This window comes from Tenacibaculum sp. FZY0031 (assembly GCF_036350695.1).
GTDB lineage: Bacteria > Bacteroidota > Bacteroidia > Flavobacteriales > Flavobacteriaceae > Polaribacter.
Map to the genome: position 1 here is coordinate 134,300 of NZ_JAZDVY010000003.1, position 14,428 is coordinate 148,727.

15 protein-coding genes are annotated in these 14,428 nt (G+C 32.1%); 14 read left to right on the forward strand and 1 reads right to left on the reverse strand.

What is annotated here, in order from left to right; all coding sequences use genetic code 11:
- Positions 1–9: 9 nt before the first annotated feature.
- The 6 genes from V1T75_RS04930 to V1T75_RS04955 all read left to right on the forward strand — a co-directional run bounded on the left by V1T75_RS04930 (position 10) and on the right by V1T75_RS04955 (position 8,231).
- The gene (locus V1T75_RS04930) at positions 10–1,803 is read left to right on the forward strand and encodes a hypothetical protein (RefSeq protein WP_330487451.1); all 1,794 of its coding nucleotides are present in this window, start codon (positions 10–12) and stop codon (positions 1,801–1,803) included.
- A gap of 49 nt (positions 1,804–1,852) precedes the next feature.
- Positions 1,853–3,292, forward strand: a complete 1,440-nt coding sequence (locus tag V1T75_RS04935; protein ID WP_330487452.1) for a M20/M25/M40 family metallo-hydrolase — start codon at positions 1,853–1,855, stop codon at positions 3,290–3,292.
- A gap of 3 nt (positions 3,293–3,295) precedes the next feature.
- The gene (locus V1T75_RS04940; RefSeq protein WP_330487453.1) at positions 3,296–3,655 is read left to right on the forward strand and encodes a DoxX family protein; all 360 of its coding nucleotides are present in this window, start codon (positions 3,296–3,298) and stop codon (positions 3,653–3,655) included.
- 331 nt (positions 3,656–3,986) lie between these two features.
- A complete protein-coding gene (locus tag V1T75_RS04945; RefSeq protein WP_330487454.1) occupies positions 3,987–4,733 on the forward strand; it encodes an outer membrane beta-barrel protein in 747 nt (248 codons plus the stop codon).
- 13 nt (positions 4,734–4,746) lie between these two features.
- Positions 4,747–6,507, forward strand: coding sequence for a S41 family peptidase (locus tag V1T75_RS04950; protein ID WP_330487455.1), 1,761 nt, complete (start codon positions 4,747–4,749; stop codon positions 6,505–6,507).
- Positions 6,508–6,617: 110 nt separating this feature from the next.
- The gene (locus V1T75_RS04955; protein WP_330487456.1) at positions 6,618–8,231 is read left to right on the forward strand and encodes an amidohydrolase; all 1,614 of its coding nucleotides are present in this window, start codon (positions 6,618–6,620) and stop codon (positions 8,229–8,231) included.
- A 72-nt stretch (positions 8,232–8,303) separates the two neighbouring features.
- On the opposite strand, the gene V1T75_RS04960 is transcribed toward V1T75_RS04955, so the two are convergent.
- Positions 8,304–8,768, reverse strand: a complete 465-nt coding sequence (locus V1T75_RS04960; RefSeq protein ID WP_330487457.1) for a hypothetical protein — start codon at positions 8,766–8,768, stop codon at positions 8,304–8,306.
- 118 nt (positions 8,769–8,886) lie between these two features.
- Between V1T75_RS04960 and V1T75_RS04965 the strand changes: the two genes are divergently transcribed.
- The 8 genes from V1T75_RS04965 to V1T75_RS05000 all read left to right on the forward strand — a co-directional run bounded on the left by V1T75_RS04965 (position 8,887) and on the right by V1T75_RS05000 (position 14,363).
- Positions 8,887–9,222 (forward strand): DUF3703 domain-containing protein, encoded by a 336-nt coding sequence (locus tag V1T75_RS04965; RefSeq protein ID WP_330487458.1) that lies wholly within the window; start codon positions 8,887–8,889, stop codon positions 9,220–9,222.
- A 262-nt stretch (positions 9,223–9,484) separates the two neighbouring features.
- Positions 9,485–10,024, forward strand: coding sequence for a sigma-70 family RNA polymerase sigma factor (locus V1T75_RS04970; RefSeq protein ID WP_330487459.1), 540 nt, complete (start codon positions 9,485–9,487; stop codon positions 10,022–10,024).
- A gap of 40 nt (positions 10,025–10,064) precedes the next feature.
- Positions 10,065–10,442 carry a potassium channel family protein gene (locus tag V1T75_RS04975; protein ID WP_330487460.1) on the forward strand — a complete coding sequence of 126 codons (378 nt, stop codon included), beginning with the start codon at positions 10,065–10,067 and terminating at the stop codon, positions 10,440–10,442.
- A gap of 41 nt (positions 10,443–10,483) precedes the next feature.
- The gene (locus tag V1T75_RS04980) at positions 10,484–11,173 is read left to right on the forward strand and encodes an NUDIX domain-containing protein (protein WP_330487461.1); all 690 of its coding nucleotides are present in this window, start codon (positions 10,484–10,486) and stop codon (positions 11,171–11,173) included.
- A 64-nt stretch (positions 11,174–11,237) separates the two neighbouring features.
- On the forward strand, positions 11,238–12,074 hold the full coding sequence (gene prs, locus V1T75_RS04985) for a ribose-phosphate diphosphokinase (RefSeq protein WP_330487462.1): 837 nt from the start codon (positions 11,238–11,240) through the stop codon (positions 12,072–12,074).
- Between the two features lie 18 nt (positions 12,075–12,092).
- A complete protein-coding gene (locus V1T75_RS04990; RefSeq protein ID WP_330487463.1) occupies positions 12,093–13,061 on the forward strand; it encodes an ADP-ribosylglycohydrolase family protein in 969 nt (322 codons plus the stop codon).
- Positions 13,051–13,557: an O-acetyl-ADP-ribose deacetylase gene (locus V1T75_RS04995; protein ID WP_330487464.1), complete on the forward strand. Its 507-nt coding sequence runs from the start codon at positions 13,051–13,053 to the stop codon at positions 13,555–13,557. The genes V1T75_RS04990 and V1T75_RS04995 overlap by 11 nt, the downstream gene beginning before the upstream one ends.
- A gap of 80 nt (positions 13,558–13,637) precedes the next feature.
- The gene (locus tag V1T75_RS05000) at positions 13,638–14,363 is read left to right on the forward strand and encodes a metallophosphoesterase (protein WP_330487465.1); all 726 of its coding nucleotides are present in this window, start codon (positions 13,638–13,640) and stop codon (positions 14,361–14,363) included.
- The last annotated feature ends 65 nt before the right edge of the window (positions 14,364–14,428 follow it).

The window sequence follows — 14,428 nt, forward strand, 5'->3', positions numbered from 1 at the left end:
GAAAGTTAAATGACTAGATCGATGAAAAAGCACTTAAGTTTACTTGTGTTATTTGTAGTAGCATATACAAATGCGCAAGAGAAAAACGTCACTAATAAAACAAAAGACACTATTATAAAAACCGAAGTTGTAAATGTGGTAACTTCATATGTTCCTAAAATTACGGATGCTTTTAAAATAAAGCAGAAACCTGTAATTGAACACACTAAAGAAACTCAGAAAAAAGCATTAGAATATCAAATATTTTCAGTGCCTGTTGCCTCTACTTTTATCCCCAAAAGTGGAACAATGAAAAAAGTTGACTTGGGCAAAAGAGAAAAGTTATACCCAAACTACGTATCGGTTGGATTCGGAAACGTACTTTCACCCTTTTTAGAAGCCTATGTAAGACGTAGTGAAAGCTACAATAGTGAATTAGGAGCGCATTTAAAGTTTTTATTATCATCTGACCCTGTAGCTGACACAGAATTAAGTAGTACTTTTTATAATATTGACCTAAACTTAAACTATACTCAACAAGAACGTTACTTTCAATGGTCGGCTGGTTTAGATGCTGAAAAAGACAAATACAACTGGTATGGTTTGCCCACCAATATTACGTTTACCGAAGCCACTTTAAGTGCTATTGAAGAAGGTCAAAGTTACAATCATATCAAAATCTTCGGTCAAGTAAAACCAGACGACTCTTATTTGGACGAAGCAAATGGCGCAATTTCATTTTTTTCAGATTCATTTGAAAGCGCAGAGTTTTTAGTGGATGGTAATGCACAATTTCGTTTTCCTTTAGATAATTTTCACCGTCAATTAAACGATTTGTATGTAAATACTACTATGCATTATTTAGGAGGCTCGTATGCTTACGCTTACGACGCCGTAACTCCTATAGAGTATAAGTTCATCACACTTGGAGTGCACCCTAATTATAAATTCAATGTACAAGATTTAGCAATTCAATTAGGAGCTAAAAGTTACTTTTCAATGGATACAGAAAATAGTGAAAACAATTTTTTCATCTATCCTGACGTGGAGATTTCTTATCCTATCGTTAAAGAACTAGCAAATGTATTTGTTGGTGCTTCTGGTGATTTAACCACAAATATGTATCAATCTTTTACAGATAACAATCCATATTTGTCTCCCACTCTTGACATGAGACAAACTAATAAAAAGTTTGATGCTTTTGGAGGAATTAGAGGTAAGCTAAACCATCAATTTAGTTATCATGCAAAAGTAAGTTATGCTGATATTGAAAATAATCCATTTTTTGTGCTGAATCAATCAAAATCGGAAGGTGATAACATTGCTGGAACTAACGGGTTTACTTTTTACGGATATGAATACGGAAACTCTTTTAAGGTTGTATATGACGATATTAAACTGATGACCTTCTTTGGTGAAGTTGCCTTTGACGGTATAAAAAACTTGACTATTGGAGCGAATGCTCAGTTTAATAAATTCACGTTAACTAACGAAACAGAAGCTTGGAACACACCTAAGATAAAAGGAGAAGTTTTTGGAACCTACAAAACTACTAAATGGTTTGCTGGTGCTAACTTATACTTCGTAGGAAATCGTAATGGACGAGTTTATGATACTTTACCTGCTGAGACCTTTACTTCGATAGACTTAAAAAGTTATTTTGATGTAAACTTTAATGGAGGCTATCATTTTGATGATTCTTTTTCTGTGTTCTTAAACCTAAACAATGTTTTAAACAACAGCTATCAACGATTCAATAACTTTAACGTACAAGGATTTCAAGCAATGGGAGGTTTAACTTGGAAGTTTGACACCTTGTTCTAAACAATTAAAATATAAAACTTACATTTAAGGTGTTAAAACGAATACCCAAATGAAAAAACGAACCTTTTTACTACTTACAAGCATTGCTTTTTTTGCTTGTAAAACAGAACAAAAACAACTTACTACCGCTTCTAATACTTACACAGAAGTAAACTACCAACAAGACTCTACACAGATAAAAAAACTATTCAGTACTGCACTTACCCAGGGTAAATCATACGAATGGTTACGCGATTTAACACAAAACATTGGAAGTCGTTTATCAGGATCAGAAGGAGCTGCTAAGTCTGTTATTTGGGGAGAAAAACTCATGAAAGAAGTTGGTTTAGACTCTGTTTGGCTACAACCTGTTATGGTACCTCATTGGGTTCGTGGAGAAAAAGAAGTTGCTCATTATGAATTTAACGGAGAAAAAATAAATGTTCCCATTTGTGCTTTAGGAGGTTCAATTGCAACACCAACTAATGGAATTACTACTGAAGTTATTGAAGTTAAAAACATTGAAGAAGCCAAAAAGTTAGGAGATAAAGCCAACGGAAAAATTGTGTTCTTTAACGGTGCTTTTGACAACACACTTATTAATACCTTCCAAGCTTATGGAGGCTGTGTAGGACAGCGCTATGGCGGAGCTGCTATAGTTGGAAAATTTGGAGCAAAAGCAGTCATTGTTCGTTCTATGACTAACGGAATTGATGATTATCCGCACACAGGTTCTATGGGGTACGGCGATATTCCAAAAGAAGAATACATTCCAGCAGCTGCTATAAGTTCTCGTGCTGCAGAAAATTTAAGTAAGCATTTACAAGAAAAACCTAACTTACAGTTTTACTTTAAACAAAGTTGTGAAAACTTACCTGATGCCCCTTCACACAATGTTGTAGGAGAAATTAAAGGAAGTGAATACCCTAACAAAATTATGGTAATTGGTGGACATTTAGATTCTTGGGATTTAGGAGAAGGAGCACACGATGATGGAACAGGAATTGTACAGTCTTTAGAAGTTGCTTATCTATTAAAAAAGAACAATATTCAACCAAAAAACACCGTACGCATTGTCTTTTTTATGAATGAGGAAAATGGTTTGCGAGGAGCAACAGAATATGCTCGTTTAGCCAAACAAAACAACGAATTACATATTGGAGCATTAGAATCTGATGCAGGTGGTCATACCCCTAGAGGTTTTTCTATCGATGCTAATGAAAGAAACTTACAACTAGTTCAAAGCTGGAAAAAGCTTTTGGCTCCTTACGGATTACATGATATTACTGCTGGAGGTAGCGGTGCAGATATCGGTCCTTTAAAAGACGACCATGTTACCTTAGTAGGCTACCGACCAGATTCACAGCGCTATTTTGATTACCATCATGCCGCTACAGATACGTTTGACAAAGTTAATAAACGCGAATTAGAACTAGGTAGCGCCTCTATGGCGAGTATTGTATATTTAATGGATACATATTTATACAACGAAGAAGCTTTAAAACCTTAATTCATGGATACTCTTATCATAGTATTAAGAATCATATTCGGACTATTTTTCGCTTTTGCAGGGATTATGCACTTTATAAAGCCTAAGATTTTCAATCGCTTTATCCCTAATTTTCTTCCAAAATTAGCAATAAACTATATAGCTGGTTTATTAGAACTGGTAATAGGTATTGGATTACTAATTAATCAAACTTCCAAACAAGCAGCCTTAGCAATGCTGGTATTAATGTTAATTTTCTTACCTATTCATATTTGGGATGTTTTCAGAGAAAAACCTGCAATCGGATCTAAAAAAATAGCCATTATAAGAGTACCTCTTCAGTTTTTACTATTATATATCGCTTATTTAATTTATACATACTAATACTCCTTAATCAAGAAGTATTATAGAAAAACTGTACTAAAGCGACAACACAACCTCAATACTCTTAAAAAAAATAAAAATATTTTAAAAAAATCCTATCAAAACACACAACAACCTACAACACTACAAATCAAATCGCTAACAAATATCACTTTCTTGCTTTTCATATAAAAAAAACATAAAATTCACTTCTTTTTAACATTAATTTAAATAAAATATTAGGGTTTTTAGCAATTCACTTGTTTTAGTACCGCAATTTTATTCTAGAAAAAATTACGCTATATCCATATTCGGATACCTTTTATTATTTATTAATTTTAACATAACACGCATGAAAAATAAAAAAACTCATGGAAGAAAGTATTCTTTTACCCCTAAAGTACTCTTACTTCTTTTTGTTGCCCTTTTAATTAACTCTTCTCTTTCTGCTCAAAATAAATTTAGAGTAAGTTTTTCAGGAGGATTAAATAACAATGATATTACTTATAGCGCCAACAACAGAGTAGATACCGAATATACAAATGAGGATGGAAACTACTTTAAAGCAGGTTTCAACTTTAACGTTTATAAACACATTAGTATACAAACAGGGATAACCTACCTTAATAAAAACTATAGATTTCAAAGAACAGGAACACGAGAAGGCGTTTCTACCCTTCATAGGTCGAGATATTTCAACATTCCCGTAATGGTAGGAATACAACCACTACATCAAGCATTAAAAGACACCAAATTTAACTTTGAAGTTTTTGCAGGAACTTATGTAGGCTGGTGGAACTCTCTTAAAAGAGAAAGTACAGTTGAAGTTTTTGGAGAACTTGATTTTGATGGTTTCCCTAAGAAAACAGTAACTGAAACTTACGACTTTGATAAAAATGAAAATCATTTTAACAGAGTTGATTATGGCCTACAAGCTGAAACTAGATTAGGCTATAACTTTTACAAAAACTTAAGCCTATTTGTTGAATACTCTTTTATGTATGGTTTATCTGACAACCAAAAAGAACAATTAAGAAATACTTCTAATTATTATTATACCACCTCTAATTATGGTATAGGAATATCTTACAACTTTTAAAAACTAAATTATTATGAAAAAACTTAAATACATATTACAAATATTTATAGTAGTTCTATCATTACAAACTCTTCAATCTTGTAGAGAAGACGCTTTAGAAGTAGCTGAATTAGACAGAACTGATGTAGCTAGTTATTCGGATCTTTTCAATGCTTTTTGGGATACCATGAATAACGATTATAACTACTTTAACGAACAAGAAGAAAGTTGGGACAATGTATACAAAAAATACAGTCCAAAATTTAAAGGACTAACAACTTTTAATAAGGCAGATGCAAGTCCTATTGAAGCTGAAAAAGAAGCCAACTTAGCCTTCAAATATTTTGCTGAAATTATTACTGGAAAAGTTTTAGATCAACATTTTGGTTTAAGTGTAACCATTCCTTTACCTAGTGTTAAATTACCAGGTCGTAGCGCTTCTATCTCTGCTGGTTTTTCTAGTAATATGAAGTACAAGTATACTGAAGAAGACGGTTTTGTTAACTTTGGAAGAAACCAAAGGAACCCAAAAGTTAACAAAGATGAAGTAAGCTTGGTTATGACTAATGACAAGCTAGATCCTACTACAATTGTTCAAGAAGGTCCTATTTTAGCTGGTTTCTTAAAAAGTGACCCAGAAACAATGTATATTCAGTTAACTGGTTTTGAGGTTTATCCAACTGCTATAATAGAAGGAGCATTCCCTTTATTAGAAGACATTAGCGATATTGATGGTATTAATCAATCGTATTTTGATGACTTAAAAAAATTAGATAATGAAGCTGGTACTGAGTTTGAAGCTTTGATGAAGGATAATTTATCCTCTTTTAAAACACTAGTAAACACAGTAATTAATTCTAACGAGTATAAAACTTACATAAGCGCTCTTGACAACTTTAAAAACACTGAGTTAATTAGCGACTTTGAAAACAGTTTAGCTCCTTTAGCTAGCTTTACACAGGCTGCTAAAAACGAGTTTAAAACAAAACATGCAACTGTATTACCTATATTAGGCGCTTATTACAATGCTCCAACTACTACAGAAGCACAAAAAGAAGCTGTTAATATATTATACGGAATTTACAATAAGCGCATAACAACTTACCAAAAAGTTTCTAGCTTTGCTAGTACCATTTCTTTTTTTGGCTTTACATTTACTGATGAATTTGACGAATTGTTAAATTCTATCACTTCAAATTACAATTTTGATCTTTATCAAAAATTATACAACCCTATAACCAATGGTACAGCAAAAAAAATAATTTTAGATTTACGTGGTAACGGCGGTGGATATGTAATTGATGCCCGTATTTTTACCGAAAGATTTATAACGCAACAAAAAGTTTGGGGATACCAAAGAACAAAAGAAGGCAATGGTCGTTTTAATTACAGTCCATGGACGCCAGTAGAAACAAAACCTCACAAATTTGCCCTTGAACAAAATATTCCTATAGCAGTTTTAATTGACGAAAACTCTTTTAGCATGGCAGAAATCAGTACTATGATGATTAAATCTCAAGGAGACCATGTAACAATCGTTGGAGACAATAGCGGTGGTGGTACTGCAGGCTTAGGAGGCCAAGATTCATTTAATGGAGGAAATAGATTAAGCAACGGATATTTAGAATTTTACATGCCTTTAATGGCATTTAAAAATAGTAAAGGAAAAGTTGTTGAAGCTATTGGTGTTGCTCCAGATGTAAAAACTATCCCTACACAAGAACAAGTAGATGAATTAACAACAACTTATATTGATCCTGCTTTTGACGCTGCTTTACAAGCCGTTAGTAAATAGGAACTTTTTCTGTTATGTATTTTTATAAAAGGAAAACTAGTTTTAGTTTTCCTTTTTTTGTTTAAGTTTAAATACATTTGAACATCTATACCTTTAACACAATACCAACCATGAAAAAAACACTACTCCCTCTACTTGCTTTTAGTTTCCTGCTTTCTTGTAAACAAAAAGAAAAAGTAGACACTATTGTTATTAATTCCAATACCTATACAGTAAACTCAAATTTTGATACCGCTGAAAGTTTCGCTATTAAAGATGGAAAATTTATAGCCATAGGAAACAATAAAGAAATTCAAGAAAAATATAGCACATCCAACATTATTGATGCCAAAAACAACCCAATATACCCAGGATTTATAGATGCACATTGCCATTTTTACGGACTAGGCTTACAACAACAAAAAGTAGATTTAGTTGGAACTGAAAGTTATGATGAAGTACTACAACGCTTAATTGCTTTTCAAAAAGAAAAAAGCACAACCTACATCACAGGTCGTGGCTGGGATCAAAATGATTGGGAAATAAAAGAATTCCCTACCAAAGAAAAATTGGATAGTATATTTCCAAACACACCGGTAGCCATTCGTAGAATTGATGGTCATGCAATGTTAGTCAATCAAGCTGCTATTAATTTAGCTGGAATAACTCTTGACTCAAAAATTAACGGAGGAGAATTTATAAAAAAGGACGGCAAGCTAACAGGAGTACTTATTGACAATGCGATGAATTTTGTTAACAACCCAAAACCATCAAAAAAGGAGCAAATTCAAGCATTAAAAGATGCTGAAAAAATATGTTTCGATTTAGGATTAACTACCGTTGACGATGCTGGTTTAGATAAAGAAGTTATTGAATTAATTGATAGCTTACAACAATCTGGAGGTTTAAAAATGCGTATATACGCTATGATTTCAAACAATCAAAAAAATCTTGATTACTACCTCGACAAAGGCATCATTAAAACTGATAGATTAAACGTTCGTTCTGTAAAGGTTTATTCTGACGGAGCTCTAGGTTCTCGAGGAGCTGCTCTTAAAGATGAATATTCTGATAAGAAAGGACATTTTGGTGCTTTGGTAAATTCCTATGAGAACCTACAAAAAGTAGCGAAGAGAATCGCTGCTTCCGACTATCAAATGAACACCCATGCTATTGGTGACTCTGCCAATTATGTGATGTTAAAAACCTACAACGAAGTATTGAAAAATAAAACTGACAGACGTTGGCGTATTGAACACGCTCAAATTGTAGATCTGAATGACTTTGATTTATTCAAAAATGTACTTCCTTCTATTCAACCCACACACGCCACTTCTGATATGTATTGGGCAGAAGACCGAGTAGGTGCAGAAAGAATAAAAGGAGCTTACGCCTTTAACGACTTATTAAAAGAATACGGAAAAGTTGCTTTAGGAACCGATTTTCCTATTGAACATGTAAGTCCGCTATATACTTTTTACGCAGCTACTATCAGAAAAGATTTAAAAGGGTATCCTGAAAGTGGTTACCAAATGGAAAATGCTTTATCTAGAGAAAATGCCTTAAAAGGAATGACCATTTGGAATGCCTATGCAAATTTTGAGGAAAACGAAAAGGGAAGCATCGAAGTTGGTAAAGTCGCTGATTTTATCATTCTTGATAAGGATATAATGGCTATTGACGGAAAAGAAATTCCGAATACAAAAGTAATAGCAACCTATGTAAATGGAGAAAAAGTGAATTAAAAACAAAGATTTTACTAAACAAAAAAGCCTTAGAAAATATTTTCTAAGGCTCTTGCTATTTAATAAAATAATTTATTCTATATAAAATGTCCTATTCTGTGGAGCATAAGTTATTCTGTTTTGGCATATAGTAGCACATCCTCCTGACTGTAAACAATTATAAATTAACTTACCACATGAAAACTTTCCATCACACCCCTTAGTAAATTCATTTGTGCCTCCTTTACAAGTTACCTCATATTTACTTTCTTCAATCCTTCTTTGAATATCTTTATCACTGTCCAAAATAAAAAAGTCTGCTTCTGCCTCAATAGAACTAAGATACTCAATAGTGTTATTCTTCTTATCATACTTAACATCTATGTATATGACATTTTCATCATTTGATGTTTGTATATCCATAGCAGCTACTTTAGAAAAAAACTCATCTGGACTCATTTTTGTATCCGTCAAAGTATCAAGAGATTCATTATCATTACAAGATATAAGGCCAAACACCATAATTAATAATCCTAAAATAATCTTTCTTTTTTTCATAATAAATAAATTTTAAAGTTAGTTAAAACGCTAATTTAAAGCTTTTTACAAAAAAAAAAAAAAAAAAAACGCATCTTTTTTTTATTCTTTGTAGTCTGATTTATAAAGTCAACAAATCATGACACAACTACAACGAAAACAAGAATTTTACAATCAATTAATCTTAGCTAAAAAGGCACTTAAAAGTAAAAGCTTTCGAGTGTCTTTTTATCATTTAGAAAACGCTCATATATTGGGACAAAAACATGTATATAGACATACTTTATCTCATTATTGGATGTTTATTTACGGAATAAAAACAAACAGTAGTAAAGAAATTATTGGACAATTTTTCAGAATTATAGCTTCAATTTTATTTACTTTAATTTGGGTACCTACAGGAAATACAGGTGGCTCTAACATATCTGCAATTAAACCTATTCCTGTTAGAAAAGACCTTCAAAAATATTTTTAACAATAAATGCATCTTTATACTCATTTTCTAGTCTACTATACAAACACACAAAACAAATAATATCATGAAAAACAATAATCAATGCACCTGCACTTGCGAAGGATGCAAAATAGGAGACTGCTCAAATTGTACTTGTGAAAACTGTACGTGTAATAACTGTAACTGTTAATTAAATCAACTTTTAAAATTCTTGTCACTCTGAACACAATGAAAACAAAATATTCATTTTATTCAGCGTGGCATTTTTCGTAAATTTACTAGCATGACAACACAACAAGCTTGGAAAAAATACGCAGATGATGTAAAACACTTTATTTTAAGTAAAGTGAAAGACCCCAATGCGACTGATGACCTCTTACAAGAAACATTTATAAAAGTTCATACGAAACTTCACACCTTAAACGACATTACCAAACTAAAATCTTGGATTTTTACGATTGCTCGGAACACGATGATGGATTACTTCAAAAACACTAACCAAACAGTTGAATTAAACAATTTTGAAGCACAAACAGACTCAAAAGAACACGAACATACCGAAAAAGATTGTCTTCGTGCAATCATACAAGATTTACCAAAAAAATATAGAGATCCGCTGTTTTTATCAGACATAAAAGGGTTAAAACAACAAGAAGTTGCTGATACTTTACAGCAAAATTTACCTACTACAAAATCTCAAATTCAACGTGCTCGTAAATTGATTGCACAAGGTTTTATGGATTGCTGTGGATTTTCACTTAACGAAGAAGGAAAGTTAGTAGGTGAAATTCAAGACAAAGAAGATTGTAAAGTTTGTAAGTAAGTTATATCTTCAACTTTTCTTCTAACGTATTTTTCAACTTATGGTTTCATTCTTTATCAACTTTTATCGCTTTTGTAAACTTGTTTTTATAGGTATCAAAAAAGATACTGAATTTAGATATTTATTTTTTTTTCTCTCTTTACTATTAACAAGTTCTACTATATTCTATCACAAAATTGAGCATTGGGAGGTTATAGACTCTTTATACTTCTCTGTAATGACAATGGCAACGGTAGGTTATGGAGACTTCGTACCCACACATAGCATTAGTAAAATATTTACAATAATATATACCTTTCTATCTATCGGAACTTTTGTTGCCTTTACCGCTAAAATTGTGCAGTTTACATTGCAAAAAGACAGTCAAAAAACACCTTTGCATAAACTAACATCCAAGTTTAAAAATAAGAATCCATAATTTTTTAAAACTTTCGTAACTTTGTGTAAATTCAACACTAAATGAAGATATCACAAAATATAAAAGTTGCTGTAGATGCTGTTGTTTTTGGTTACCAACAAAAAGAACTCTCTGTCTTATTAATAAAAAGAGGCATCGAACCTTTTAAAGGAGCTTGGGCATTACCTGGTGGATTGGTTTTAGAAAACGAATCACTAGAGCATGCCGTTGAAAGAGAACTATTAGAAGAAACTGGAGTCACTATTGATTATCTTGAACAATTGTACACTTTTGGAACTCCCAAAAGAGACCCAAGAAACAGAGTTATTTCTGTTACCTATTTTGGATTAGTGAGCCCCTATCATTTTAAAATCAGTGCGAATACAGACGCTGCTGAAGTGCAATGGTTCCCTATTCATGAATTGCCCAAACTAGCTTTTGACCACAATCGTATTTTAACCACAGCTTTACAAAGACTTCAAAACAAAATAAACTACCAACCTATTGGTTTTGAATTACTAAAAAAAGAGTTTCCTTTTTCTGATTTAGAAAATTTGTATCAAACTATTCTTGACCAAAAAATTGACCGTCGTAATTTTAGAAAAAAAATTATGAGCTTTGGGATACTTACCGAAACCGACAAAATACACCAACCATCTAGCGGTAGACCTGCAAAGCTATTTAAGTTCAATGCTAAGAAATATAAAGAACTAGAAAAGAAAGGCTTCCATTTCGAAATTAAGTTTGCTTAAAAAAAACACTAAAACATTTTTTATTTTAAAAAACCACATTATATTTGTGTAAAAATTACGCAATATGATTTTAAACTTAGATAAAAACTTTACTCCTTACGGAACAGAAAACAATATAGACTATAATTTCTTTACTTTTTCAGGAGGGGAACCACATATTAAAATCATTTCTGAACTTGAAAATGAGTCAGAAGTTACCATTACACATCGCATTCAGTCTTTTAATGATATCGGTACACTTTTATTGGCTACTAATGCATTAAAAAACATGGGTATTACAAAGTTACACGTTGTCCTTCCCTATTTTCCAGCCGCTCGTCAAGACAGATTAATGGTATCGGGTGAACCTTTATCGGTAAAAGTATATGCAGATATTATAAATACACAAAACTTTGAGTCAGTAACTGTTTTCGATCCACATTCTGAAGTAACTCCTGCCCTATTGAATAACTGTAAAATAATCGACAACCATACATTCATAGAGCAAATAACACAGCAACTTTCAAAAGATCTGATATTGATCTCTCCTGATGGTGGTGCGTTAAAAAAGATATACAAAGTTGCTGCTTACCTTCAAAACTATGAAGTAATTGAATGTTCTAAAAGCAGAAACGTAAAAACGGGTCAGCTAACAGGTTTTAAAGTATATGCTGATAATTTACAGGGTAAAGATTGTTTAATTGTGGATGATATTTGTGATGGAGGCGGAACTTTTTTAGGGCTAGCTAAAGAATTAAAAGCTAAGAATGCTGGAAACCTCTACTTAGCCGTAAGTCACGGAATATTTAGTAAAGGTTTTGATGAACTTGAAAAACACTTCACCAAAATTTTTACAACGGATAGTTTTAAAACTATAGAAAACGATAATTGTATACAGATTGAACTGGGGAAATTGCTATAAAAACCATAAAAAATTGCTATGAAAAAAAACATTATTAAATCAACATTTATTGGATTAGCTGTAGCTGATGCTATAGGGGTACCTGTAGAGTTTACAAACAGGCAAGAGTTAAAACAAAACCCTGTAATAAACATGAGAGAGTTTGGAACACATCATCAACCCAAAGGAACTTGGTCAGATGATAGTTCTCTTACATTTTGTTTAGCTGAAAGTTTATGTCAAGGATACGATTTAGTGGATATTTCATATAAATTTATCCAATGGATGAATGCTGAGATATGGACTCCACACGGTAATGTTTTTGATATCGGAATCCAAACGCGAAAAGCGATTGAACAACTTTCAAAAATCATAAATAAAAAAGACTATAAAGAACTAGAAATTTTAAAATATTCTGATGATGAATATACAAATGGTAATGGTTCATTAATGAGAATTGTTCCTTTACTCTTTTACATAAAGGATAAAAAAATAAATGACCAGTTTAATATTATTTGGCATGTTTCATCACTAACACATCCCCACATAAGATCGGCAATTTCTTGTTTAATATATTTAAAATTAGCTGAACATATTTTAAATGGATTTTCAATTGTAGATTCATATAAAAAGATGCAAAAGGAAATTACTGTCTTTTTTTCAGAAAGAAATATTTCTTCTTACGAGCAAAATTATTTCTCTAGAATTTTAAAGCAAGATATATCTAGTTTAAAAGAAGAAGATATAAATTCCAGTGGCTATGTTCTACATACATTAGAAGCTTCACTTTGGTGTTTACTTATCACTTCTAATTATAGTGAAGCAGTTTTAAAAGCTGTAAATTTAGGGGATGATACTGATACTACAGCTACTATAGTTGGAGCTATTGCTGGTATGTACTATGGAATAGATAATATATCTCAAGAATGGGTAGATTCATTAGTAAGAAAAGATGATATTCTTCAATTAAGTCAACAATTTGCTAAAAAATACAACTATGACAATTAAAATTATAAAAGGAGATATTACAAAAGTAAGAGTTGACGTTATAGTTAATGCTGCTAATTCGAGTTTATTAGGAGGAAGTGGTGTCGATGGAGCTATACACAGAGCGAGCGGTTCTTCTATTTTAGAAGAATGCCAACAAATTAGGAACAAACAAGGTAAATGTAAAACTGGGGAAGCTGTAATTACAACTGCTGGAAATCTTCCTGCTAAAAAAGTTATACATACTGTTGGCCCTGTGTACCAAGAAGGAAAAAATAACGAGAAAGAATTATTAGCCAACTGTTATAAAAACAGCCTGTTACTTGCTAAAGAAAACAATTTGCATTCCATCGCTTTTCCTTGCATTAGTACAGGGATTTATCGCTTTCCTAAACAGGTAGCAGCTGAAGTAGCTCTTTCAACAATAAAAAGTACTCCAATATTAGATGAAGTAATTTTTGTATGTTTTGATAATGAAAGCTACACGATATATAAAAACTTATTAAGCTATGAATGAGAAAAACACAAAAAGAAATGGCGTTTGGTTAACCAACCTTGTCCCGGCTGAATTTATTGAATTTGAAGATTTATAATAGTATGAAAACATTTGTCATTGGTGATATTCATGGAGGCTTAAAAGCCTTACCCCAGGTTTTAAAAAAAGCCAAAATCACTATAGAAGATACCTTAATTTTTCTTGGTGATTATGTAGATGGCTGGAGTGAATCTGCACAAGTCATTGATTTTTTAATAGAGTTAAACAAAAAGCATGAATGTATTTTCATTAAAGGAAATCATGATTTGTGGTGTGAAGACTGGTTGAGAACTGGTGAAGGTAAAGCCATTTGGTTAGCACATGGTGGCGAAGAAACCAAAAAAAGCTACGAATCTTATTCAGAAGAACAGAAACATGAACATCTGGCATTTTTTCAAGAAATGAAACCTTACCATATCGACAGTAAAAATCGTTTGTTTATTCATGCTGGTTTTACCTCTATGCACGGAGTGGAAAAAGAAACATTCAAATTAAATTATCATTTTGATAGAACCTTATGGGAAACAGCGTTGGCTACTGATAAAAACTTATCTGAAAAATCTGAACTATACCCAGAGAGGTTTATACACTATTCAGAAATATACATTGGTCACACCCCAACTATACGCTATAATTCACCAAACCCTATAAACGCTTTAAACCTATGGAATATTGATACAGGAGCTGCATTTACAGGGTGTTTAACAATTATGGATATCGACAGCAAAGAATTTTGGCAAAGCAATCCAATAAAAACGCTATATCCAAACGAAAAAGGAAGGAATTAAAAGATATTTTAACTTATCTAAAAAGTAAACATTCAATAATTTTACGAAATATCCTTAGAAGTAAC